Annotated in this window: 18 protein-coding genes; 8 read left to right on the top strand and 10 right to left on the bottom strand. The window is 72.4% G+C overall.

Translation table 11 applies throughout. From position 1 onward, the window contains the following. Window positions 1–150 precede the first annotated feature (150 nt). Window positions 151–2,466 (bottom strand): esterase-like activity of phytase family protein, encoded by a 2,316-nt coding sequence (locus ACIO3P_RS13545; RefSeq protein ID WP_401849298.1) that lies wholly within the window; start codon window positions 2,464–2,466, stop codon window positions 151–153. 446 nt (window positions 2,467–2,912) lie between these two features. On the opposite strand from ACIO3P_RS13545, the gene ACIO3P_RS13540 reads away from it, so the two are divergent. Then, window positions 2,913–4,160 carry an MFS transporter gene (locus ACIO3P_RS13540; RefSeq protein WP_401849545.1) on the top strand — a complete coding sequence of 416 codons (1,248 nt, stop codon included), beginning with the start codon at window positions 2,913–2,915 and terminating at the stop codon, window positions 4,158–4,160. Between the two features lie 447 nt (window positions 4,161–4,607). Next, window positions 4,608–5,264: a LuxR C-terminal-related transcriptional regulator gene (locus ACIO3P_RS13535; protein ID WP_329824249.1), complete on the top strand. Its 657-nt coding sequence runs from the start codon at window positions 4,608–4,610 to the stop codon at window positions 5,262–5,264. Window positions 5,265–5,310: 46 nt separating this feature from the next. Here the strand turns inward: ACIO3P_RS13535 and ACIO3P_RS13530 are convergent, their stop codons facing one another. Beyond that, complete coding sequence (locus ACIO3P_RS13530; protein ID WP_401849296.1) at window positions 5,311–6,786, bottom strand: cytochrome P450; 1,476 nt, start codon at window positions 6,784–6,786, stop codon at window positions 5,311–5,313. Window positions 6,787–7,056: 270 nt separating this feature from the next. On the opposite strand from ACIO3P_RS13530, the gene ACIO3P_RS13525 reads away from it, so the two are divergent. The 4 genes from ACIO3P_RS13525 to ACIO3P_RS13510 are packed head-to-tail and all read left to right on the top strand — an operon-like array spanning window position 7,057 to window position 12,128. Continuing rightward, window positions 7,057–8,112: a 3-oxoacyl-[acyl-carrier-protein] synthase III C-terminal domain-containing protein gene (locus ACIO3P_RS13525; RefSeq protein ID WP_329824251.1), complete on the top strand. Its 1,056-nt coding sequence runs from the start codon at window positions 7,057–7,059 to the stop codon at window positions 8,110–8,112. Between the two features lie 2 nt (window positions 8,113–8,114). After that, on the top strand, window positions 8,115–9,023 hold the full coding sequence (locus tag ACIO3P_RS13520; RefSeq protein WP_401849294.1) for a hypothetical protein: 909 nt from the start codon (window positions 8,115–8,117) through the stop codon (window positions 9,021–9,023). Window positions 9,024–9,027: 4 nt separating this feature from the next. Then, on the top strand, window positions 9,028–11,088 hold the full coding sequence (locus ACIO3P_RS13515) for a fatty acid CoA ligase family protein (protein ID WP_401849292.1): 2,061 nt from the start codon (window positions 9,028–9,030) through the stop codon (window positions 11,086–11,088). Further along, window positions 11,085–12,128, top strand: coding sequence for an NAD-dependent epimerase/dehydratase family protein (locus ACIO3P_RS13510; RefSeq protein WP_329824254.1), 1,044 nt, complete (start codon window positions 11,085–11,087; stop codon window positions 12,126–12,128). Before ACIO3P_RS13515 ends, ACIO3P_RS13510 begins: the two co-directional genes overlap by 4 nt. A 59-nt stretch (window positions 12,129–12,187) precedes the next feature. Here the strand turns inward: ACIO3P_RS13510 and ACIO3P_RS13505 are convergent, their stop codons facing one another. The 5 genes from ACIO3P_RS13505 to ACIO3P_RS13485 form a co-directional block, all read right to left on the bottom strand. Then, entirely contained in the window at window positions 12,188–12,772 is a 585-nt protein-coding gene (locus ACIO3P_RS13505) for a class F sortase (RefSeq protein WP_329824390.1), read from the bottom strand. A 192-nt stretch (window positions 12,773–12,964) separates the two neighbouring features. Further along, window positions 12,965–13,351, bottom strand: a complete 387-nt coding sequence (locus ACIO3P_RS13500; RefSeq protein ID WP_401791752.1) for a sortase-dependent protein — start codon at window positions 13,349–13,351, stop codon at window positions 12,965–12,967. Window positions 13,352–13,521: 170 nt separating this feature from the next. Continuing rightward, entirely contained in the window at window positions 13,522–14,235 is a 714-nt protein-coding gene (locus ACIO3P_RS13495; RefSeq protein WP_401849291.1) for an AAA family ATPase, read from the bottom strand. 10 nt (window positions 14,236–14,245) lie between these two features. Then, on the bottom strand, window positions 14,246–16,342 hold the full coding sequence (locus ACIO3P_RS13490; protein ID WP_401849288.1) for a sensor histidine kinase: 2,097 nt from the start codon (window positions 16,340–16,342) through the stop codon (window positions 14,246–14,248). Next, entirely contained in the window at window positions 16,329–17,123 is a 795-nt protein-coding gene (locus ACIO3P_RS13485; protein WP_329824391.1) for a response regulator transcription factor, read from the bottom strand. The genes ACIO3P_RS13490 and ACIO3P_RS13485 overlap by 14 nt, the downstream gene beginning before the upstream one ends. A 121-nt stretch (window positions 17,124–17,244) precedes the next feature. Between ACIO3P_RS13485 and ACIO3P_RS13480 the strand changes: the two genes are divergently transcribed. Continuing rightward, on the top strand, window positions 17,245–18,333 hold the full coding sequence (locus ACIO3P_RS13480) for an LLM class flavin-dependent oxidoreductase (protein WP_401849286.1): 1,089 nt from the start codon (window positions 17,245–17,247) through the stop codon (window positions 18,331–18,333). 276 nt (window positions 18,334–18,609) lie between these two features. After that, on the top strand, window positions 18,610–19,968 hold the full coding sequence (locus ACIO3P_RS13475) for an endo-1,4-beta-xylanase (protein WP_401791748.1): 1,359 nt from the start codon (window positions 18,610–18,612) through the stop codon (window positions 19,966–19,968). 73 nt (window positions 19,969–20,041) lie between these two features. Here the strand turns inward: ACIO3P_RS13475 and ACIO3P_RS13470 are convergent, their stop codons facing one another. The 3 genes from ACIO3P_RS13470 to ACIO3P_RS13460 are packed head-to-tail and all read right to left on the bottom strand — an operon-like array spanning window position 20,042 to window position 22,656. Then, window positions 20,042–20,848 (bottom strand): oxygenase MpaB family protein, encoded by an 807-nt coding sequence (locus tag ACIO3P_RS13470; RefSeq protein ID WP_401849285.1) that lies wholly within the window; start codon window positions 20,846–20,848, stop codon window positions 20,042–20,044. 14 nt (window positions 20,849–20,862) lie between these two features. Beyond that, the gene (locus ACIO3P_RS13465; protein ID WP_329824260.1) at window positions 20,863–22,164 is read right to left on the bottom strand and encodes an MAB_1171c family putative transporter; all 1,302 of its coding nucleotides are present in this window, start codon (window positions 22,162–22,164) and stop codon (window positions 20,863–20,865) included. 24 nt (window positions 22,165–22,188) lie between these two features. Then, complete coding sequence (locus ACIO3P_RS13460) at window positions 22,189–22,656, bottom strand: toxin (protein ID WP_401791745.1); 468 nt, start codon at window positions 22,654–22,656, stop codon at window positions 22,189–22,191. Window positions 22,657–22,716 lie beyond the last annotated feature (60 nt).

Genomic DNA, 22,716 nt, shown 5'->3' with positions numbered 1-22,716 from the left:
AGCGCCGGTCGGCCTCCGGGGAATTTCTTCCGGTGGCGCCGCGGATGAATCCTGGCGCATTCTCCTCGTCCACTCCATGGAAAAGCCCCGGGCCGTCCGGCCCGGGGCTTTGTCGTCGTCCGTGGCGGCGCCGGTGGGCGCCGCGGTGGGTCAGTGCCGTCCGAAGATCTTCCTGCTGGAGCCGAGGTGGAGGAAGACGGTCTCCCCGGTGGCGTCGTCCAGGCCGTCGTTGTCGGTGACGGTGTAGACCTCGCCGTCGCCGGCCACGGTCAGGCCCTCCAGCTTCTCCTGGGTCCAGCCGTTCGTCGCGCGCAGGTCGGGCAGCGCGTCGTGGGCGAGCTTCTTCGGCAGGACGGGCAACTGGCCCGACGGCGCGGCGTGCTTCGGCAGGTCGACCGTGTACACCCGCTTGATCCTGGCGGCGGGGCCGTTCAGCTTGTCCCGTTCGATGACGGCGAGCTTGTCGCCGACCGCGGTGATCTCGGAGAGGCCGATCCAGTCGCCCGGCGCGGTGGTGGTGCCGGTCCGGTAGCCGTACCAGCTCCAGGTGCCGGACGTGACGTCGTAGCGGCCGAGTCGGACGATGCCGGCCGGGTCGGTCCTGACCTCGCGTTGCAGCGTGGCCCAGACCACCTCGCGGCCCGCGCGGTCGGTGGTGGCGGTGACACCCTCGAAGCCCTGTCCGCCGAGGCCGGCGGCGATGTCCGCCGGCAGGGGAACGGTCTGCCGGGTCCTGCCCGCGCTGTCGAGCCGGACCAGCTTGTTGCCCGCGCCGGTGGCGCCCTCCACCGCGAGCCAGAAGCCGCCCTGCGGCCGGGCGTGGATGCCCTCCGCGTCGTAGCCGACCGGCCGGCCGTCGGTGCCCTTGACGGTCAACGACCGGGTGATGACCGCCGGTTCGCGCGAGGCGTCGACGGTCAGGATCCTGGTGTCGGAGTAGGCGGCGTCGGTGACGCTGTAGAGCTGGTGCGACCTGCCGGGTACGGCGGAGAGCGCGCCGAGCGCGCCCCAGCCGATCGGGGCGCCGGTGGCGTCCGGGGCCGAGACGATGCCCGGGAACGCGGGGGTGCGGTTGCCCAGGCGGAAGAGGTTCACCGAGGACCGTACGCCGGCCGCGGCGTCGTCCTCCTCGCTGGAGACCGCGAGCAGGTCGCGTGACGGGATCGGCAGCAGCCCCTCGGGGCCGTTGGTGGTGGGCAGCGCCTGGCGGAAGACCGGGGCGGTCGGCCGGCTCAGGTCGTAGACGGCGACGAAGTTGCTCCGCTCCGAGCCGACGAAGGCGTACCGCACGCCCCGGTACTCGGCGATCGCCAGGCCCTCCGGCTCGGCGCCCTTCTTCCCGGCCCTGGCCTCGTTGTGCAGTCCGTGGCGCGTGGCGATCCGCTCGAAGCTGTTGCCCGCGTCCCAGGCGACCCTGCCGGTCCGGCTGTCGAAGACGGACCAGCCCCGGGAACCGCCGCGCCAGTCACCCTCGTTGGCGGTCGCGAGGTAGCGGTCGTCGACCCAGCCGACCGCGTCGGGCTCCCGCGGCACGTCGGTGATCGAGCCGGTCGGGTCGATCACGCCGTCCTCGGCCGTGTCGATGCCCTTGACCGACGCCGTACCGGCGCTGAACGCCTTGGTGATCCTGCCCGTCGGCAGATCCAGCAGGGCGACGCCGTTGTTCTCCTGCAAGGTCACCGCGAGCTGGTTGCGGCTGTTGATGGAGACGTACTCCGGCTCCGGGTCGGTCGGTTCGGTGATCCCGGCGTCGACCAGGGCGGGCAGGGCGCTGCCGTCCGGCCGCGTGAGCGGCACGGCCCGGGTACGCCACTGCTTCGGCGTGGCGCCCTTGAGGTCGACGATCTGGACGAAGCCGGCCGGAAGCTGGGGCAGGTCGCCCTTCTCGCGCCCGGACGGGGTCGCCTCCTCGTCGCGCTCGTTCTCGATCGCGACGGCGGCGTACCGGTTGTCCTTGCTGATCGCGATGGAGTCGGGCTGGCCACCGAGGTCGTAGCTGGCCACCCGGGTGCGGTCGCGCAGCGAGATGACGTCGAGCCGCCCGGACGGATCGGCGTACCCGGCGCTGGTGTTCACCACCACCAGGACGTACGGGCCGACCACGGCCACCGAGGTCGGCTCGTCCTCGGCGTCGCCGAGTTCGGTCAGCGACAGCGTTCCGAGCCCCCGCGGGCGGTCGGGGTCGCTGATGTCGAGGAAGCCGATCCGCCGGGCCAACGCGTCGGTGTGGACCAGGGTCCGGCCGTCCTCGCTGGTCGCGGAGATCTCGGCGACGGTCGGGGAGGCCGGGTCCTCGCCGGCCGGCCGGTTCTGGAAGACCGGGTACGTGGCGGTCCGGTCGAAAGCGACCGGCCGCCGCGACTCCGCGTCCGCGCTCGCCGTGCCCGTGCCGGCCAGCGCGCCGGCGGCGACGGGTACGGCCACGGCCAGGGCTGCGAGGGCGGCGTAGGTTCTCTTCGGGAGCATCGTTTCTCCGTTGCACAAAAGGGACGGAGCCAGATGATCGCTTCTACGGGCGAGCACGGAACGGCGTCGGGATGAACAGCCGACGAAAGTCGTCGGGGGCGGGCCGGGACGCTTCCGGGGCGCGGCGGGCCGAGATCGGCTGGGAGCACCTCGAAACCCTGCCGCACTCCGCGCTCGTACGGGCCGGGGCGCAGGACGAGCTGCCCGGGGAGCGCGATCCGCGCGCCCTCGCCCGCATGCTGCTCGTCCTGCTCCAGGGCGTACGGATCGTCGGCAAGGCGTCCGGCAGGCGCGGTGGTCGGCACCGACCTGGTCGTCGACAGCGGGGCGTCGGCCTGACGGTCCCTGGCGCTCAACCCTCCGGTCCGGCGGACCTCCTCACCGATCAGGTGATATCGATGGTCGGCGCGGGGTCGTCCGGTCGGGGGGGGGGAGTGGTGTCGGGTATGGCAGGCAGACGGGCGCTGGGGCGGCCGTTCGGGTGGTTGTGGGCCTCGTACGCCGTCAGCGCGTACGGCACCTCGCTCGGGTTCGGCGCGTTCCCCCTGATGGCGGTTCTCGTCCTGGACTCCGGGCCGGCGCAGGTGGCGGCGCTGGCCGCGGTGGGGCGGGCGGTGGGGGCCGTGGTGGCGGTGCCGCTCGGTCCCTGGGTGGAGTTCCGCCGTAAGCGGCCGGTCATGGTGGCGATGGACCTGACCCGGTTCGCGGCGCTGCTGAGCGTCCCCGCCGCGTACGCGCTGGGCCGGCTCGGCTTCGCCCAGCTCCTCGTCGTCTCCGTGGTCGTCGCCGCGGCCGACATCGCCTTCCGGGCGGCCAGTGGCGCGTATCTGAAGGCGCTCGTGCCACCGGAGGACCTGCTCGTCGCGAACAGCCGGTTCGAGTCCACGACATGGACCGCGACCATGGTCGGGCCGCCGGTCGGCGGCGCCGCGATCGGGGTGTTCGGCCCGGTGACGACGCTGGTCGTCGACGCGGTCAGCCATCTGCTCTCCGCGCTGGGCATCCGCGCCATCGGCGGGACCGAGCCGCGCCCCGAGCGGGCCGGTGCGCCGCGGCTGCGGGCGGGCGATCTGGCCGAGGGGTGGCGCCGTATCCTCGCCCACCCCGTGCTGCGCCCGCTGTTCTTCAACTCGATCGTGGTCAACGGCCTGATCATGGTGTCCTCGCCGCTGCTCGCCGTTCTCCTGCTCCGCGATCTCGGGTTCGCGCCCTGGCAGTACGGTCTCGTGTTCGCGGTCCCGTGTATCGGCGGCCTCATCGGCTCCCGCCTCGCGCACCGGCTCGTGGCGCGGTTCGGGCAGCACCGGGTGATGCTCATCTCCGGGGCGCTGCGCGCGTGCTGGCCCGTCGGGCTGGCCTTCGTCCAGCCGGGGGTTCCCGGGATCGTCCTCATCATCGCCGTCCAACTCGGCCTGGTGACCTGCTGCGGTGTGTTCAACCCCGTACTGGCCACCTACCGGCTCGACCACACCGACCCCGGCCGGGTCGCCCGTACCCTGACCGCCTGGTCGGTCGGCAGCAGCGCCGCCATCGCGGCCCTGACCGCCCTGTGGGGGCTGCTGGCCGCCGTCACCGGGCCGCGCACCGCGATCGCCGCCGCCGGAGTCCTCCTCCTGGCCACCCCGTTGCTGCTCCCGCGCCGCGAGAACGCGCCCCCGGACACGAAGGAAGAAGAGGCCGCGACACCCGCCTGAGTCGTCGGCAAGCTCACAGTCCCCCGCGCAAGATCAGGGTTAGACTCCACTTCATCCGAAGTTCCACATAAAAATACGCTCTCCTGTCGGCGGCGAATTTACCTGCACGGCGTACACGGAACGATAACCAGGACGTAACTCCCCGGGAACGTACCGCGCCTTGCAGTTGCAGTCGAATCGCGACCTACGAGGGAAATTTCCATCGCCATGATCAAGGGACAATTCGCTCCTTCCATATTGGCCACAGCAGCCATACGGCGAGGAGATCTCCTGGCTGCGGCCCGCCATGTCGAAACCGTCCATGACGCTATCCCGGATTCCGTCTCGCCCGATGACCTGGCACGTTACGACTGGCTGATACTCCAGTTCGCGGCTGCTTCCATAGGGGCCCGGCGCGCCGTTGAGCAATTCATCGCGGAGCAGCCGGAAAGGCTGTCGGACGGGGTCATGCTCTCGTTGGAACCGGAGGCGGCGCCCTGGCTGGTCCGGGTTCTGCTGCGCGCCGACGACCGGGCCGCCGCCGAGTCGGTGGTGCGGGCGGCCGGGCCCGAGACGCGCCCCGGTTCCCTGCACGCCCGCAGCCTGCTGGACCGGGACACCGCGGGCCTCCGCCAGGTCGTGGAACGCTACCGGGACCCGTGGGCCCGCGCGTCGGCCGTCGAGGATCTGGGGATGCTGCTCATGGCGGCCCCGGAACGGCCGTACGTGGAATCGGAATTCCGGCTGCGCCAGGCGGCCGAGATGTACCGGAAGATCGGTTCCGTCCGCGACGAGGAGCGGGCCCTGAGACGGGTGCGGAAGTTATCCGACCGGATCGCCGGGCTTCAGGCCCCCGACATACCCGCCACCGACATTTCGTCCGCCCGCTCCGCCCCGAACTCCTCCTGGTCCCGTATGACCAAGTCCGAACGGGCCGTCGCGAATCTGGCCCGGGTCGGGCTGAGCAATCATCAGATAGCGGGGCGACTCTCCATTTCGCCCCATACCGTCGATTTTCATCTGCGCCGGATCTTCCAGAAGCTGGGAGTCCGCTCGCGTGTCCAACTGGCGAATAAACTCAGCTCCCCCATGAACCGGGCACCGAACGCCGAAGGGGCTTGCTGAACCGGACGCCGGGACGGTACGGCCATTCATCCGGCGGCGTTCCGCTTCACGCGGGCGGGGCGGAGGTACGCGGGGTGAGGCGGCACCGGATCGGGCCGTTCTCCTTGAGCGTCACCGTGTCGCCGAGCGGGATCCCGGGCCCCACGGGCGCCAGTTCGTACCGCTGGAGCAGTACGGCGAGGCAGAGGACCGACTCCAGCATCGAGAAGTGCTGCCCGATACAGGCCCGGTTGCCGCCGCCGAACGGGAACCAGGTGTAGCGCGGGCGGCTCGCCTCGCCCTCCGGTGTGAAGCGTTCGGGGTCGAAGCGCTCCGGGTCCTGCCAGTACGCGGGGTGGTAGTGGGTCACCCCGCCGCAGACCATCACATCGGCCCCGGCCGGGATGCGGTGGCCGTCGACGACCGTGTCGGCCACGGCCCGGCGGGAGATGAAGGGGACCGGTGACTGGACGCGCATGGCCTCCTTGAGCACCCTCGTGAGGTAGCCCAGCGCGTCCAGGTCGGCGGCTCCCGGCCGGCGCCCCGCGAGCACCTGGTCGACCTCCTCGCGGGCGCGCGCCTGGACCTCGGGGTGCCGGGCGAGCAGGTACAGGGCCATGGCCAGCCCGGTCGAGGTGGTCTCGTGGCCGGCGACCAGGAAGATCAGGATCTGGTCGCGGAGTTCCTCGAAGCCGAGCGCGTCGCCGCTCTCGCCGGAGGCGCGGGTGAGCAGGCCCAGCAGATCGTCGCCCGCCGTACCGTCGTCGGACGCCGTGCCGTCGTGGGACGCCCGGCCCTCGGCGCCCGCCTCCGCCCCGGACCCGGCCCCCGCCGCCGCCCCGCCCGTCCGGCGCTCCGCGATGATCTGGTCGCAGAGTTCGTACAGCCCGCGCCGGGCGGCGGCGGCCCGGCGGTTGCGCGGCGTGGGCCAGTGGCGGGGAAGGGTGAGCGGGGTGTTGCCGCGCTCCAGTGTGTAGTCCAGGAGTACGGGCAGGCAGCGGCTCATCACCGGGACGGCCGCTTCGGCGTCGGCGCCGAACAGGACGCGGCACAGGGTGCGGAGCGCGAAGGCCGGCATCTCCTCGGCGAGGTCGACGGTGGCGTCGGGAGCGTCCCGCCACCGCTCGGCCAGGGACTCCGCCTGCGTGCAGGCGGCGTCGGCGTAGCCGTCGACCCGGCGGCGGGTGAACAGCGGCTGGATCAGGCGGCGTTGCCGCCGGTACTCGTCGTCCTGGCTGGTGAGCAGGCCGTTGCCGAAGGAGTGCCGGATCTCCTCGTACATGACGTTTTCCTTGCGGAAGTTCGCCGCCTGGGTGGCCAGCACCTCCCGGGCGCCCTCGGCGGAGAAGACCAGGTAGAGCTTGAGCCGCAGACCGGGCAGGCCGGCGGCGAGGCGGACGACGTCGCCGTACTCGCGCTGGGCGCGCCGGAACGTGACCAGCGGGCTCCTGCGCAACTCCACGAGGGATCTGACCAGTTGAGGGCCGGTCGGTCCTGGGACACGCGGGCCGGCCGTCGTACTCGTACTCGTACCCGTCCCCATCGTGTTCCCGTCCCTTCCGTGGTCGCCCCGGAGCCTCTTCCAGGGTCGTTGTCGAGACTGGCAGACCCGCCTTCCGACCGGCACTACGTGGATACGTAGTGCCGGTCCTACGTGTCCACGTAGTGACCTCGAAGGACGGGTTGCGCAAAGAATGTGGCCCAAAGCCGCCGGGGGCCGCGGCCGTTCGCCGACAACGGAGGCGGGCGTAAGACCGTCTCGTCCCGCGCGGCGGATACCCGCGCGGGACCCGGATCGAGAAAGAAGGACGGGATGGCGACGACGACACGTGCCAGCCGCTTCGAATCACTGGGGACCTATCTGCCCGCCGCGGTGCAGCCGACCTCCGAGCTGGTCGCCGGGATCGCCGGGGCGCCCAAGCTGCCCCTGGAGCGCATCACCGGGGTCGCGGCGCGCCGGGTCGCCGACGCGGGCGCCGGTGAGGACTCCTTCGGCCTGGCCCTGAACGCGGCCAAGGAAGCGCTGCGCACCTCCCGTTACGAGGCCGCCGAGCTGGACGTGGTGATCTCCACCTCGATCAGCCGCAGCAGGGACGGCGACACGTACCACTTCGAGCCGTCGTTCGCGCGCATGCTCGTCGAGGAGCTGGGCGCCCACCAGGCGATCCACTTCGACCTGTCCAACGCCTGCGCGGGGATGATCACCGGCGTGCACATCCTGGACCGGATGATCCGCGAGGGCATCGTCCGTAACGGCCTGGTGGTCAGCGGTGAGCGCATCACCCCGATCGCGCGGACCGCGGCGGCGGAGATGGACACCTCCCGCGACCCCCAGTTCGCCTCCCTCACGGTGGGGGACTCCGGCGCCGCGGTGATCCTCGACGAGTCCGAGGACGAGGCCGACCGGATCCACCACGTCGAGCTGATGACCGCCGCCGAGTACTCCCACCTGTGCCTGGCCATGCCGAGCGACCGGACCGGCGGCCTCGCCATGTACACGGACTCCAAGACCCAGCAGGCGGAGGGCCGCCGCAGGATCTGGTCCAGCTTCTACAGCGACTTCCTCGCCAAGGAGGGCACCGACCTCGCGGGCGAGAAGTTCGACTACGTCATCCACCACCAGGTCTCCACCCGGTTCGTCGACTTCATGCAGGAGCACGGGGAGTCGGCGTTCGGCACCGCGATGCCCGAGACGCTGACCACGACGGAGTACCTCGGCAACACCGCCAGCACCTCGCACTTCGTGACGCTCGGCGAGCACCTGCGGAACGGCACCGCCCGCCGGGGCGCCAAGTTCCTGCTGGTGCCCGCAGCTTCGGGCGTGGTCGTGGGTGGCCTGTCCGTGACGATCACCAATCTGGGAGCCTGACCGTGGGTACGATCATCAGGGCCGCCTCCGCCACCGCGCCGCAGGCCGTCCACACCTCCGACATACGGCTCGCCGCCGAGGCCGCCCAGGACTGTCTGACGCAGGCCGGGCTGGCGCCCCAGGCGGTGGGCGTGCTGGTGAACGTCGGTGTCTACCGGGAGAACAACGCCATCGAACCCGCCATGGCGGCGCTGGTGCAGAAGGAGGTGGGCATCAGCCTCGACTACACGCTCGACCGGGCGCCCGGCCTCTCCTTCGACCTGATGAACGGCGCCTGCGGCGTCCTCAACGCCGTCCAGGTCGCCCAGGCCCTGCTGGGCAGCGGCTCCACCGAACGGGTCCTGGTCACCGCCGCCGACGTGCACCCCGGCGGCAACACCCGGCTGGACCCCGACTACCCGTACGCCGACCTCGGCGCGGCCCTGCTGCTGGAGCGCTGCGCCGACGGTGCGAGCGGCTTCGGTCCGGTGCGCGCGTACAGCGCCCGGGGCGCCGTGAAGCCGACGGGCTATGTGAGCCTGGCCGGCGCGACGGGCCAGGAGCGGGGACAGATCACCGTACGGCACGAAGAGGGCTGGGCCGAGCGGCTGTTGGACCTCGCCGCCGACAGCGTCGCGGGGTACGTCCAGGAGGAGGGTCTGGCACCGGACCGTACGCTCCTGGTCTGCAACCGGCCCGCGCCCGGCTTCCCCGAGGAGCTCGCCCGGCGCCTGGGTCTGGACGCGGCGGCCGTCGTCGCCCCCGACGTACCGGACCCGGAGGGCGGCGAGCCGCACACCGCCGCCCCGGTGCTCAGCTACCTCCAGGCGGTACGGGACGGACTCCCCGACGGGTACGAGGAGTTGCTGTTCGTCGCGGCGGGCGCGGGACCGACCGTCACCTGCGTGCGCTACCGGCCGCAGGACCGGTGACGCGATGACGACGACACCGGCGGCGCCCGCCGCGGACCGGGAGGAAGGCCCGGCCGACATCCTGGAGCGCAACGCCCGTACCTTCCCCGCCAAGGCCGCGATCGTCTACCCGGACGGCCACGACGCCGACGGGACGATCCGCTACAGCGAGCTGACCTACGGCGAACTCCACGACCAGATCGAGCGGTTGGCGGCCGGCTTCCACCGGATCGGCATCACCCGGGGCACGAGGACCATCCTCATGACGCCGCCGGGCCCCGATCTGTTCGCCATCGTCTTCGCCCTGATGCGGATCGGCGCGGTCCCGGTCGTGGTGGACCCGGGCATGGGCGTCAAGCGGATGCTGCACTGCTACCGGGCGGTGGGCGCGGAGGCGTTCATCGGCCTGCCCGTCGCCCATGTCGTACGGGTCCTCGGCCGCCGCGCCTTCCGCGGCGTCCGGGCCACGGTCACCGTGGGCCGCCGCTGGTTCTGGGGCGGCGAGACCCTGGCCGCGCTGCGCGTCGGGCCCCGCGTGCAGGGGCTGCCCCGGCCGTCCGGCGACGACCTCCAGATGATCGCCTTCACCACGGGAAGTACCGGCCCCGCCAAGGGAGTCGAGTACGTCCACCGGATGAGCGCGCCCATGCTGCGGCTGCTCCAGGCCGTCCACGAGCGCGACAGCGACGACGTCTCCCTGATCACCCTGCCCGCGTACGGGATCCTCGACCTGCTCCACGGCTCGACGCTGGTGCTCGCACCGGTGTCGCCCGCCAAGGTCGCGGACGCCCGCCCCGAGCTGCTGACCGACGCCCTGACCCGCTTCGGGGTCACCAGCATGATCGCCTCGCCGGCCCTGCTGCGGGTGCTCGGGCAGCATCTGAGGCAGCACCGGACCGAACTGCCCGACCTGCGGTTCGTGGCCGCCGGCGGGGCTCCCGTACCGCCGGACGTCGTGGACACCGTACGCGGGGCGCTCGGCGAGAAGGCTGAGTTCCATGTGACCTACGGGGCCACCGAGGCGCTGCCGATCTCCTCCATCGAGTCCGCCGACGTCCTCGGCTCGGCCGAGGTGCCCGGCGGGACGGCCGCGCTGTCGGCGACCGGCGCCGGTACCTGCATCGGCCGCCCCCTGCCCGGCATGGCGGTACGGATCATCCGGATCTCCGACGACCCCGTGGCCCGGTGGGAACCCGAACTGGCCCTGGCGGACGGTGAGATCGGGGAGATCGTGCTCGCGGGCGACGCGGTCAGCCCGGGCTACCACGGCGACCCCGCCGCCAACGCCCAGTACAAGATCCCCGAGACGACCGGCGACGGCACCACGCGGCTGTGGCACCGTACCGGCGACCTCGGCTACCTGGACGCTTCGGGACGGCTGTGGTTCTGCGGCCGGCGCGCCCAGCGGGTACGGACCCCCGGCGGCGACCTGCACACCGTGCAGTGCGAAGGCGTGTTCAACGCCCACCCCTCGGTCCGGCGCGCCGCCCTCGTCGGGGTCGGGGAGCCCGGCGCCCGGCGGCCGGTGGTCTGCGTGGAGACCGAACCGGGCGTCACCGACGCCCAATGGCTCGAACTCGTGCCGGAGCTGCGGAAGTTGGCCTCGGAGCACGAGGTGACCCAGGGGCTGGAGGAGTTCCTGCGCCACCCGGCCTTCCCGGTGGACATACGGCACAACGCCAAGATCGGCAGGGAGCAGCTCTCCGTCTGGGCCGCACAGCGGCTCGCGGCGCGGGCCCGCCCCGCCACCACCCCGCGCGACTGGGCGCTGCGCGCGATCCCCCTGGCCGGCTGGGCCTATCTGCTGGCCGGGCCGGTCCTCCCGAACCATCCGGTGGTACGGGGCCTGTGGTGGGCCGACGCCTTCCTCAGCGTCGGCGTCCACGCCGCCCAGATCCCGGCGGCGCTGCCGCGCGGCCGGGCCGCCGGATACAGCGGCGCCGCGACCGCCGGCCTGACCATGCTGTACGGCGCCACCTGGTGGCGCACCCTGCCGCCCGCCGTCCAGCCCGCGGCCCGGCCCGCGGCCCGGCCCACCGTGCAGCCCACCGCCCCGTCACCGGACGAGAGCCGAGGGACATCATGAAGGTCCTGATCACCGGCGCCTCCGGATTCCTCGGCGGACACCTCGCGGAAGCCGCCCTGAACGCGGGCCACGACGTACGGGTCCTCGTCCGGGCGAGCACCGACCTCACCCGGCTGCGCGCCAACCCCGGCCTGGAACTGGCGTACGGCGACCTGGAGGACGCCGACGCGCTGTGCCGCGCCGCCCAGGGCGTGGACGTCGTCCACCACAGCGCCGCGCGGGTGGTCGAGCACGGGACCCGGCGGCAGTTCTGGAGCGCCAACGTCCTCGGCACCAGGCTGCTCATGGACGCCGCCCGCAAGGCCGGGGCGGAGCGCTTCGTCTTCATCAGCAGCCCCAGCGCGCTGATGCGGGTGGGCGAGGGGGACCGCCTCGGGATCGACGAGTCCACCCCCTACCCCAGCCGCTACTACAACCTCTACTCCGAGACCAAGGCGGCCGCGGAACGCCTGGTGCTCTCCGCGAACCGGCCGGACTTCACCACGGTCTCGCTGCGCCCGCGCGGCATCTGGGGGCCGCGCGACCGCGCCGGGTTCCTGCCCCGGATGGTCGGACGGATGGCCGCGGGACGCCTGCCCGACCTGGCGGCCGGGCGGCAGGTGCTGACCTCGCTCTGCCACTGCGACAACGCGGTCGCCGCGTCACTGCTGGCCGCGGCGGCCCCGGCCGAACGGGTCGGCGGCCGGGCCTACTTCGTCGCCGACCGGGAGCACACCGACCTCCGGGAGCTGCTCGTACGGCTGGCCGAGCTGTTCGCCGTACAGCCGCCGACCCGCCGGATCCCGCCGCTCGTCAGGGACGCCCTGGTCGAGGCCGTCGAGCTGGCCTGGCGCCTGCCCGCGCTCGCCGCCCGCCACGAACCACCCCTGACCCGCTACGCGGTGGCGCTGCTCACCCGCTCGACCACGTACAACACGGCCGCCGCGGAACGGGACTTCGGGTACGCGCCGGTGATCAGCCAGGAGGACGGGCTGAAGCAGCTCATGGCGTGGGTCGAGTCGACCGGCGGAGTGGAGGAGTTCAAGCGCGCCGTGCGGTGACGCGGCTCGGTGACGCCGTTCCCGTCCGGTGGGGGCCGTGTCGAGCCGGGGCCGTGTCGTCAGGCGAGGGTCGCGTAGACGATGAGGTTCTTCACCGGGTGGCCCTGGGCGTCGAAGTCACCGTCGCAGGTGATCAGCCGCAGGGCGCGGTCGTCGGTCGGGCCGTAGACCTTGTCGGTGGGGAAGGAGTCCTTGTCGACGCTCTCGGTGTCCGTGACGGTGAAGTGCGCCGCCTTGCCCCGCTCGTCGGTGACGGTGATGTCCGCGCCCTTGGTGATCTTCTTCAGGTCGTGGAAGACGGCCCGGCCGAAGCGGGTGTCGTTGTGGCCGATGATGACGGAGGCACCGGTCTCCCCGGGTACGGCGGCGCCGGTGTACCAGCCCGCGGTCATCCCCTTCTCGGCCGGCGGGACCTCGACGGTGCCGTCCGCGTTGAGGCCGAGGTCCATCAGGGAGCTGGTGATCCCGATCGAGGGGATGTCCACCTTGGCGGGCGCCGCGGGCCGCGTCTCGTCCGTACCGCCGGAGGGCTCCCCTGCGTCGGACTCCCCACCGGCCGACGAGGCGGTGGCGGACGGGGCGGCCACGGTGCCGGACGTGGACGCCCCGTCGCCGGAGCCGGACGAGCAGCCGGTGAGCGCCATGAGGGCGGCGACGCTGAGGGCGAGGACGAGGGCCGGCAGGGTGCCGGGGCGCCGTACCTGAGGGTGCGCGGGGGACACGACGGGCTCCAGAGGTGGGACGGGCGGGGGGGAAGACACGGTGGCGCCGCCCCTGCGAAGAGGCGGCGCCACGGTGATCGCCTGATCAGGCGGTGTTACGAGGGGGTGTACGGGTCAGCCGTTGGCGCGCGCGGTGGCGCGGCGGCGCAGGACGAAGGTGCCCGCGCCCGCGAGCAGCAGCGCGCCGGCGGCCGTACCGGCGAGGGGGGCGACACCGGAGGATCCGGCCTGGGCCTCGCCCGCGGCGACGGCACCGCGCGGGACCGTGTCCGCCCCGGCCTTCTTGGCGGCCTCGGCCTTGCGGGCCGCCGCGGCCTTCTGCACCGCGTCCTCCTTCATCTTGGCGCCCGCGGACTTGTCGCCCGGCTTCTCACTCGCCGCCGCGTGGGGCACCGATGCCTGGGCCTGGTCGGAGGCGACGGCCGCGGTGGCCGGGACGAGCATCGCACCGGCCGCGACGGCGGTCAGGACGGCGAGACGCAGGCGGAGATGGCGAGACATGTAGCGCTCCAGTTCCGGCCCGGGTGTGGGTGGTGCCTGGGTGCCGAGTCGCACCAGGTTCCGGGCATGACCACAGCCTGTCGACCACATGTGAAGAACCTGTCAGGACGACATAGTCATCGCATCAGGGCCGGGCGGTGTCTCCTCACGGGGCGCTCACGGGGCGCCGCCTACGGTTCGACGATGTGCCGCAGATAGACGTGCGGGTCGGCGAGATAGCGGCGCCAGTGATCCACGACGCCGAGCTCCCGCCAGGCGACCCTCCGCATACCGTGCTCGCCGACCTCGATGATGTCCGCGCCCGGCAGTGCGGTCAGCAGCGGCGAGTGCGTGGCACAGATGACCTGGCCGCCCTCCTTGGCCAACCGGTCGATGTGCCCGATCAGTTCGAGGCACGAGGAGAAGGAGAGCGCCGCCTCCGGCTCGTCGAGAACATAGAGCCCTGTGTGCAGGAACTTCCCGCGGAACGCCGCGAGAAAGCCCTCACCGTGGCTGACCGAGTCCGGCGAGAACCCTTCCCTGTCCAGGGCGTCCAGCGCGGTCTCGGCCCGCAGGAAGAAGCCCTTGCGGGCCGACCAGTTGGTGGCCATACGGCGCCCGCGCCCCGGGGCGGCGTCGAATTTCATCCGCTCGCCCAGCGCCGACTTGGCGCGCGGGGACGCGTAGCGCCAGTCGTGGGAGCCGCCGTAGGAATCCAGACCGAACCCCTCCGCCAGCGCCTCGACCAGGGTCGACTTCCCCGAGCCGTTCTCACCGACCAGAAAGGTCACCGGCGCGGTGAAGCGGAGCCCTTCGTCGAGGAGCTGACGGACGCAGGGCACCGACCAGGGCCACCTCTCCTCGTCGTACGAGGAGAGATGGGCGTACGCGCGTTCGACAATCACTCGACCAGTGTCACCCATGCCCCGGAGGACGTACGGGGACCGCCCCCGCCGCCTCGGCCCCCGCCGCCCCCGGCGCGGCCGGCGCGGCCGGCGCGGCCGGCAGCCGCAGGGTGAAGACCGCGCCCTCCCCCTCGGTGCTCACCACGCTCGCCGTGCCGCCGTGCGCCTCGGCGAGCTTGAGGACGATCGCCAGGCCGAGACCGCTGCCGCCGGTGGACCGGTTACGGGACTTCTCCGCCCGCCAGAAGCGGTCGAACACGTGCGGGACATCGGCGGCCGGGATACCGGTGCCGGTGTCGGAGACCTCGACGGCCACCTCGCCCTGAGCGCCCCCGGCACCGCCGGCGTCGGTGACGTACGACCGCAGCGTCACCCGCCCGCCGGCCGGGGTGTGCCGTACCGCGTTGGAGACCAGGTTGCCCACGGCCTGGCGCAGCCGCACCGGGTCGGCGTCGAGCAGCGGCGGGCGCGGGGTGCCGGGCGGCGCCGGGGCGAGTGCCAGCGTCACGCCCGCGGTCTCGGCCAGGCCCTGGTGGGCGGTGGCGACCTGGCCGAGCAGGTCGTCGATCCGTACCGGCTCCATGTGCAGCCGCAGCCCGCCCGCGTCGGCCGCCGCCAGGTCCTGGAGGTCGTTGATGATGTGCTGGAGCTGTACCGCCTCGTCGTGCAGCGAGGAGACGAACGCCGGGTCGGGTTCGGCCAGCCCGTCCTGGGCCGCCTCCAGCCAGCCCCGGATGTTGCTCAGCGGCGTACGGAGTTCATGGGCGACGTCGCTGACCATCGCCTTGCGCTGCGCCTCCAGCCGGGCGCGGTGCGCGGCCATGTCGTTGAAGGCGGCGGCCAGCCGCCCGATCTCGTTGTCCGCCCCGACCGGCACGGGCGCCGAGTCCAGGCCGTCCCGCATCCGCTGGGCGGCGCCGGTGAGCGCGTGCAGCGGGCGGACGAACCGGGTCCCGGCGATCACCGAGGCGCCGACGGTGAGGGCGAGGACGAGAGCCGCGACCCCGGCGATCCGGGCGGTGTTCGTCGGGGAGAGGTCGAACCCGGGCACGCTGACGGCGCGCGGGCCGTCGATGAACAGCAGGGCGGGCGCGGCGACATAGCCGGTGAGCTGCTCGCGGCGGGCGCTGCCGACACAGGAGGCGATGTCCCGGTCGTACTTGCTGCTCCGGGCCTCGTCCACCGGCATCTTGTACCCGTAGGCTTCCGCCGCCCGTTGCTTCTCCGCCCTCGCCCGGGCCATTTTCTCGGCCGTCTCCCGATCGGACGGGTCGGCGACGTCCGCGCCCTCCGCGTACCCCCGCTGCCAGGACAGGTCCAGGTTGAGTGTCACGCCGGTCCTGCCCTGGCGTGACAGGCAGGCGTCGGCCAGTTGGTTGAGCGCGTCGAGGGCCTTCTTCTCCGTCACGGTGGGGGCGTCCGCCTCGTCGGCCAGGCACTTCACGTCCGTGGGGCGGCCGGCGTCGCCGCTGCTGACGTAGTGGATACGGGGCCGTCCGCTCGGGCTGTCGACGATGTCCGCCGCGATGCCCACGCTGTTGAGGCACTCCACCTTCCTGGCGGCGATCCGGCGCAGGCTCGCGCGTTCGCCCGAGGGCAGCATGAACGGCCCGACGGCGCGGGGATCGACCCGGTCCGCGTCGCCGGAGGACGCGTCCGGCACCAGCACCGTGTCGACGGACAGCGGGTCGACGACCGCCGACGCCTGCGAGGGCAGCGGATCGACATCGGCGGACGGGCCCGACCCGGAGGCGCCCGACCCGGAGGCGCCCGCCCCGGAGGCGGCGGAGTCGAAGAGCGGGCGCCGGTCCTGGGTGGTGAGCGTGATCCGGCGCTCGGACTCCCGGGCCAGCTTCCGTACCGTGGCGTCGACGCCCTCCCAGCTCGGGTGCGTGGCCGCGTACCCCATCAGGGTGTTGTAGATCGCGGCGTCGGCGCTGAGGTTCTGCCCCTGCTGCTGGCGGATCGCGACGGAGGTCGTCTGGACGACGAGATAGGCGGTGGCGGCGACCGAGCCCGTGGCCACCAGCGCCGACACGGTGAGCAGCCGGCCGAGGAGGCTCTTGCGGAGCGGCAGCCGGGCGGCGCGCTTCTCACGACCGGTCATGACGTCCGTCCTTCGCGGGATCCGTCAGCTTGTAGCCGACGCCGAACACGGTGAGCAGCCGGGCCGGCCGCCGTGGGGCACGCTCGATCTTCTTGCGCAGATGCATGACGTGTACGTCGACGGTCCGCCCGCTGATGAACTTGTCGAAGCCGTGCAGCTCCTCCAGGAGCCGCTTGCGGGTGAAGACCCGGTCCGGCTCCGCCGCCATCGCGGCGAGGATCCGGAACTCGCCGGGGGTGCACACGACCGGCCTTCCCTCGACGGACACCTCGTGCCGGGCCGGATCGATCCTGAGGGAGCCCACCGCCAGCACCTCGTCCTCGTCCCTGGTCGCCTCCTCAACGGCAGGCACGGGCGCAGGCACAGGGGCGGGAGCCGGCACGGAAGCGGGAGCGGGAGCGGACACCGGTCCGGAGGAAGCCCCGGTACGGCGGTGGCGACGCAGCAGCGTACGGACCCGGGCCATCAGCTCACGCGGGCTGAACGGCTTGGTCATGTAGTCGTCGGCGCCGAGATCGAGGCCGAGCAGCAGATCGTCCTCGGTGGAGCGGGCCGTCAGCATCAGCACCGGCACCTCCCGGCCCTCGGCGCGCAGGATCCGTACGACGTCGAGACCGTCGGCCCGGGGCATCATCACATCGAGGACGAGCAGGTCGGGCTCCCGGTGCCGGACCCCCTCCAGTGCCGCACGGCCGTCCTCGACGACCGTGACCGTGTACCCCTCGTGCTCCAGGTAGCGGCGCACCAGTTCGGCCTGCTTCGCGTCGTCTTCGGCGACCATGATGTTTGCGCACACGCGGACGATCGTATGCGAGACCACAAATTCCCTCCCCTCAAAGGGAGTTGGGGGCGGGAGAGCCACGTACGGAATGAATCGGGGACGCCACGTTGTTCGGCCCGGCATGAAGCTACGGAAGCTGGGGTTCCTGACGATCGGCTTGTTCGACGGCGCCGATCCCCGCCCGGGACACGAGTCCACGCTGGAGATCATCGAACTGGGCGAGCGACTGGGGTTCGACAGCGCCTGGGTGCGCCACCGCCACCTCCAGTACGGCATCTCCTCGCCCGTCGCCCTGCTCGCGGCGGCCTCGCAGCGCACCGGCCGGATCGAGCTGGGCACGGCGGTCATCCCCCTCGGCTGGGAGAACCCGCTGCGGCTGGCCGAGGACCTGGCGACCGTCGACATCCTCTCCGGCGGCCGGCTCAACCCGGGGGTCAGCGTGGGCCCGCCGATCCACTACGACCAGGTCAAGGAAGCGCTCTACCCGGACACCGCCGACGCCGAGGAGTTCGGCCACGCACGGGTGCGGCGGCTGCTGGACTTCGTACGCGGCGAACCCGCCGGCGGTTTCAGCGGCGTCCAGGGCTTCGAGTCCTTCTCGGACCGGGTCCAGCCGCACTCCCCCGGGCTGGGCGCGCGCATGTGGTACGGCGGCGGCAGCCTGCGGTCGGCCCGGTGGGCCGGCGAGAACGGGATGAATTTTCTGACGAGCAGCGTCGTGAAGGCGGAGCCCACCGGCCCCACGTCACCCACCGGACCCACTGACGGACCCGCTGACGGACCCGCCGGAAACCCGGAAGGCCCCGAGGAGCCCCCGGACTTCGCCGAGATCCAGCTCTCGCACATCCGGGCCTTCCGCGCCCACCACCCCGACGGCGAGCGCGCCCGCGTCTCGCAGGGCCTCGTCGTCATCCCGACGGACTCCGCCTCGCCGGCGCAGCGCGCGAAGTACGAGGAGTACGCCCGGACACGTCTGCCGCGCACCACCACCCCCCAGGGTCCCGCGCGTCTGATGTTCGCGCCCGACCTGGTCGGGTCCTCGGCCGAGATCGCCGAGCGGCTGCGGGCCCATGCCGCGTTCCGTGAGGTCGACGAAGTGGCGTTCGCCCTGCCGTTCACCTTCGACCACGACGACTACGTCCAGATCCTCACCGACATCGCCACCGGACTCGGCCCGGCGCTCGGTTGGCGGCCACCAACCGCCGTCTGAGGGTACGGCCGAACACAACCGTCGCCGCGACCGAAATTCTCGGACGCCGCCACGCGCCGGTGCGGCCCGCACGGCCGGACGATCGGCGGGATCGCCCCGCGCCCCGGGCCGTAACCCGAGCCGCACCCGGTTCCCACGTATCGACACGTTCTCTGCCGCACCCCTTGCGCGTTCCGAAAGTTTTGCTTGACTTTACGAAAGAGTCAGTCATCTCGGGCCGGTTGTGGGGGCCTCCCGGGGGAGCCGCATGTCTTCGACCACCTCCAAGGAGGAAGCGTGATCGGTACGTTGCAGCACAGAGGTCTGCTCACCGTGGCACGCCCGACCGCTCTACTGGCCGCCACCCTCGTGGCCGCCGTCCTCGCCTCGGCCCCGTCCGCGAGCGCCGCGACGACGCTCGGCGCGTCGGCGGCCGAGAAGGGGCGGTACTTCGGCACCGCCGTCGCCGCCAACCACCTCGGCGAGTCGGGGTACGTGTCCACGCTGAACCAGGAGTTCAACAGCGTCACGCCCGAGAACGAGATGAAGTGGGACGCCCTCGAACCCTCCCGCAACTCGTTCAACTACGGCGCCGCCGACCAGATCGTCAGCCACGCGCAGAGCAAGGGCATGAAGATCCGGGGCCACACACTGGTGTGGCACTCGCAGCTTCCCGGCTGGGTCGGTTCGCTGGCCGCCGCGGATCTGCGGACGGCGATGAACAACCACATCACCCAGGTCGCCCAGCACTACAAGGGGAAGATCCACTCCTGGGACGTGGTGAACGAGGCTTTCCAGGACGGCAGTTCGGGCGCACGGCGCAGCTCGCCGTTCCAGGACAAGCTCGGTAACGGGTTCATCGAGGAGGCGTTCCGCACCGCTCGCGCCGCCGACCCCGCCGCCAAGCTCTGCTACAACGACTACAACACCGACGGCCAGAACGCGAAGAGCAATGCCGTCTACGCCATGGTCAGCGATTTCAAGGCGCGCGGGGTGCCCATCGACTGCGTCGGCTTCCAGTCGCACTTCAACGCCCAGTCCCCGGTGCCGGGCGACTACCAGCAGAACCTCCAGCGCTTCGCCAACCTGGGCGTCGACGTGCAGATCACCGAGCTGGACATCGAGGGTTCCGGCACGGCCCAGGCGGACAGCTACCGGCGCGTCGTCCAGGCGTGCCTGGCCGTCTCCCGCTGCACCGGCATCACGGTGTGGGGCGTGACCGACAAGTACTCGTGGCGGGCGAGCGGTACGCCGCTGCTGTTCGACGGCAACTACGCGAAGAAGCCCGCGTACACCTCGGTGCTGACGGCACTCGGCGGCTCCAGCGGTGGCGGGGGCGGCGGAGGGAGTCAGGCATGCACCGCGACGTACTCCGAGACGGAGCGGTGGGGCGACCGCTTCAACGGCAAGGTGACGGTGACGGCGGGGAGTTCGGCCATCACCAACTGGACGGTCGGGGTGACCGTACGCGCGCCGCAGAAGGTCTCCACGACCTGGAACGGCACCCCCTCCTGGGACAGCGGCGGCAACGTCATGACGATGAGGCCGAACGGCAACGGCACACTGGCGGCCGGGGCGGCGACGAGCTTCGGCTTCACGGTCATGGCGAACGGGGAGTGGTCGGCCCCCACCGTCGGGGCCTGCACTGCTTCCTGATCCGTCAGGGCGGGTCGTAGGCGCGGCGCGGTGGGCTTCCCCGTCCACCGCGCCGTCAGGCCCGTGATGTCCGTCAGGCGGTCGTACGGGCGGTACGGCGCCGGCGGGCGCGGGCCCTGGCGCGCAGGGCCGCCGTGACCAGGGCCCGTACGGGCGCGGGCGCGCGGCGTACCCGCAGTGCCGTACGCAGCGGCCGGTCCAGGAGCGAGGCGGCCACCGCCGGGGCGAGCGCGGCGAGGGGCCGGGGCAGCCGGGCCGCCAGCAGCCCCTTGCTGGTGGCCGCCCAGAGCGCGCCGCCCTCGGGGCTCGGCGCGAAGTGACGGCTCTCGTACGCGCGCATCCAGCGCTCGACACCGGCCAGCCCCGCGCCGCCCGGAGCCGTACCCTCCGTATCCGCGTCGGCGGCGTCCTCGGACAGACCGAGCGCCTCGGACAGGCTGACGTGGAAGGCGTACGCCGCGTCCCGCTCCTCGTCCGTCACCGCGCGGTGGCCGTGGTCGTCGATGAAGCGCAGCGGGCAGACGGTGAAGCAGGCCAGGACGTACCGCATCAACTCGGGTGTGATGTCGGGCCGGTCGTGGATCCGGCGCAGCCCCTCGACGATCCGCCGGCCCTCGGTGCTCGCCACCCCCTGGCCGATCAGGGCGAACATGGCCACCCCGGTCGCCTTGGCCCGGCCGCGCGGCTCGTCGGTCATCCGGCCCGTGGAGTGCAGGACCCGGGCGATGCCGGGAATGCCGAAGGTGCGGACGAAGCCCAGGGTGAGCCCGACGCGGGACTCCTCGGGCATCGTCTCCAGCACGAGCCGTGCGAAGGCGTCACCCGTACCAGGAGCATCCCCCAGCGCCCGCGTCCCGTCCGTCCCGTGGATCTCCGTCATCCTCACTCACTCACTCACTCCGTCGCCGTGGCGGCGGCCAGCGCCTCGCCGGTCAGCGGCGCGTACAGATGGCGGGCGACCCGTACGAGATGCGCCCGCTCCTCCACCGGTTCCGCGTCCAGCCCCGGCAGTGGGGCCTGGTCCTCGCGGGGGCGCGGCGGCGTCCCCGCGTTCAGCGCCTCCACGGCGCCGCGCAGGGCGGTGGCCACGATCAGCGCCGCCCGGTCGGCGTCGTCAAGACCGTCCCGCTCGGCGAGCGCGGTCGCGGCGGGGACCACGGCGGGGGTGACCCAGGGGCGCAGCGTCAACTGGCCGTCCCGTATCTCCAGTCCGCGCCGCGCGGTGCGCCACTCCAGGTCGCGTACGGCCAGCCGCTCGGTCCAGGCGGACGGCGGCGCCTCCAGGGCGAGCCGCCGGTCCGCCCGGTAGACGAGGTCCCACAGCGGGCGCAGGGCCTGGTAGTCGCGGCGCCTGCGGATCCAGGCGGCGACGGCGGGCCCGGCGAACCCGATGGTGATGAGGACGGCGCCGAGCGCGGCGAACGCCGGGCCGAGGGCGGTGCTCAGCCACTCCGTACCGGTGATCCCGGCGGCGGCGGTACCGATGGCGACGAGTTTGCAGACGCCGTATCCGCAGGCGACGAAGGCCCCGACGGCGAGTTGCCCGATCCCCCGGCGCAGCGGACCGTCCGGCAGTCCGGCGGCGTGCCGGAGGCAGACGCGGCCGATGTCGATCAGCGCGAAGCCGAACAGGCCCTGGTAGAGGACGAGGAAGAGCACGATCGACGGGTTCGTGGCGAAGGTGGTGTCGAAGGTGAGCGGGGTCTCCGGGCTCGTGGCCCCGCCCACGAAGAAGAGCACGATCATCGCGGCGACCAGGATCGCGAAGACGATGAGGCGGACCCGTACCGGACGCCAGGTCTCCACGGTGGCCTCGTCCCACACCCGCGCGTCGACGCGGTCCTCGGGCGGGGTCCACATCCGCGCCAGCACCACGGCGGCGGCGGAGAACCCCATGATGCCGAGATAGACGAAGAGCGTGGCCAGATTGGGGCGGTGCGCGAGCCGGTCGACCAGCCGGTAGACGACCGGGGCGGCGACGACGAACGCGGTCGCCGGCGAGGCGATCGACAGGGCGACGACGAGCAGTCCCGGGCTCGGGTCGCGGCGCCAGGCCCGTATCTTCAGGGCGGCGACGACCCAGGCGACCGTACCGATGCCGAGGTAGACGAGATTGAACGGCGCCTCGGGTATCGGCGGCGCCCCGAGAGCCGGTCCTGCCGCACCTATGTGGGATATGTCAGCTATGCCTGACATCCCGTGCCCGTATGTGCCCGTATGTCAGACATGCTGTCCTTTGCGGTGTTCCATCGCCGGCGCGAGTTGGGATGTCGTCCCGGCGCCGGGGGCCAGTACGAGGGTACGCGTCAGCTCGGCGCCCAGGATCTCCGCCTCCTCCTCGGCCGCCTCGTCGTAGTGCGAGCGGCCGAGGACCAGCCTGACCAGGTCGGGATCGAGGGTGGGCAGGTCCACCTCGGCCGCCTCCTCGTCGGCGGACGGCGCCTCGGCGAGGTGCCCGCACAGGAGGTGGGCGAGTTCGTGGCAGATGATGTGGGCCTGGTGCAGGGACGAGGTCTCCTGCTCGAAGTGGACGAAGTCGGCGTCGGCCCGGCGCTCCACGAACCCGGAGGGCTCCCCCACCCGCATCCGGCGCGGCACCAGCCGGACCTGGCGGCCGGTCCGGTCGGCGACCGCCGTACAGAGCTCCTCGACGGTGCGTGTCCTCGGCAGATCCAGCTCTCTGACCATGGCCCGCATGCGGCGGCGGGTTCGCCCAAGATCTCCCACGCTCTCCCCATCGGCCTCGGC

Source organism: Streptomyces sp. NPDC087310 (assembly GCF_044744405.1).
GTDB lineage: Bacteria > Actinomycetota > Actinomycetes > Streptomycetales > Streptomycetaceae > Streptomyces.
Note: the sequence above shows the minus strand (reverse complement) of the source record. Positions and strands in the feature narration are given on the sequence as shown.

Excerpts from the sequence above, each read along its gene's own strand:
- ACIO3P_RS13545 (WP_401849298.1), bottom strand. The coding sequence starts at position 2,466 with ATGCTCCCGAAGAGAACCTACGCCGCCCTCGCAGCCCTGGCCGTGGCC.
- ACIO3P_RS13540 (WP_401849545.1), top strand. The coding sequence starts at position 2,913 with ATGGCAGGCAGACGGGCGCTGGGGCGGCCGTTCGGGTGGTTGTGGGCC.
- ACIO3P_RS13535 (WP_329824249.1), top strand. The coding sequence starts at position 4,608 with ATGCTCTCGTTGGAACCGGAGGCGGCGCCCTGGCTGGTCCGGGTTCTG.
- ACIO3P_RS13530 (WP_401849296.1), bottom strand. The coding sequence starts at position 6,786 with ATGGGGACGGGTACGAGTACGAGTACGACGGCCGGCCCGCGTGTCCCA.
- ACIO3P_RS13525 (WP_329824251.1), top strand. The coding sequence starts at position 7,057 with ATGGCGACGACGACACGTGCCAGCCGCTTCGAATCACTGGGGACCTAT.
- ACIO3P_RS13515 (WP_401849292.1), top strand. The coding sequence starts at position 9,028 with ATGACGACGACACCGGCGGCGCCCGCCGCGGACCGGGAGGAAGGCCCG.
- ACIO3P_RS13510 (WP_329824254.1), top strand. The coding sequence starts at position 11,085 with ATGAAGGTCCTGATCACCGGCGCCTCCGGATTCCTCGGCGGACACCTC.
- ACIO3P_RS13505 (WP_329824390.1), bottom strand. The coding sequence starts at position 12,772 with ATGGCGCTCACCGGCTGCTCGTCCGGCTCCGGCGACGGGGCGTCCACG.
- ACIO3P_RS13500 (WP_401791752.1), bottom strand. The coding sequence starts at position 13,351 with ATGTCTCGCCATCTCCGCCTGCGTCTCGCCGTCCTGACCGCCGTCGCG.
- ACIO3P_RS13490 (WP_401849288.1), bottom strand. The coding sequence starts at position 16,342 with ATGACCGGTCGTGAGAAGCGCGCCGCCCGGCTGCCGCTCCGCAAGAGC.
- ACIO3P_RS13485 (WP_329824391.1), bottom strand. The coding sequence starts at position 17,123 with ATGGTCGCCGAAGACGACGCGAAGCAGGCCGAACTGGTGCGCCGCTAC.
- ACIO3P_RS13480 (WP_401849286.1), top strand. The coding sequence starts at position 17,245 with ATGAAGCTACGGAAGCTGGGGTTCCTGACGATCGGCTTGTTCGACGGC.
- ACIO3P_RS13470 (WP_401849285.1), bottom strand. The coding sequence starts at position 20,848 with ATGACGGAGATCCACGGGACGGACGGGACGCGGGCGCTGGGGGATGCT.
- ACIO3P_RS13465 (WP_329824260.1), bottom strand. The coding sequence starts at position 22,164 with ATGTCAGGCATAGCTGACATATCCCACATAGGTGCGGCAGGACCGGCT.
- ACIO3P_RS13460 (WP_401791745.1), bottom strand. The coding sequence starts at position 22,656 with ATGGTCAGAGAGCTGGATCTGCCGAGGACACGCACCGTCGAGGAGCTC.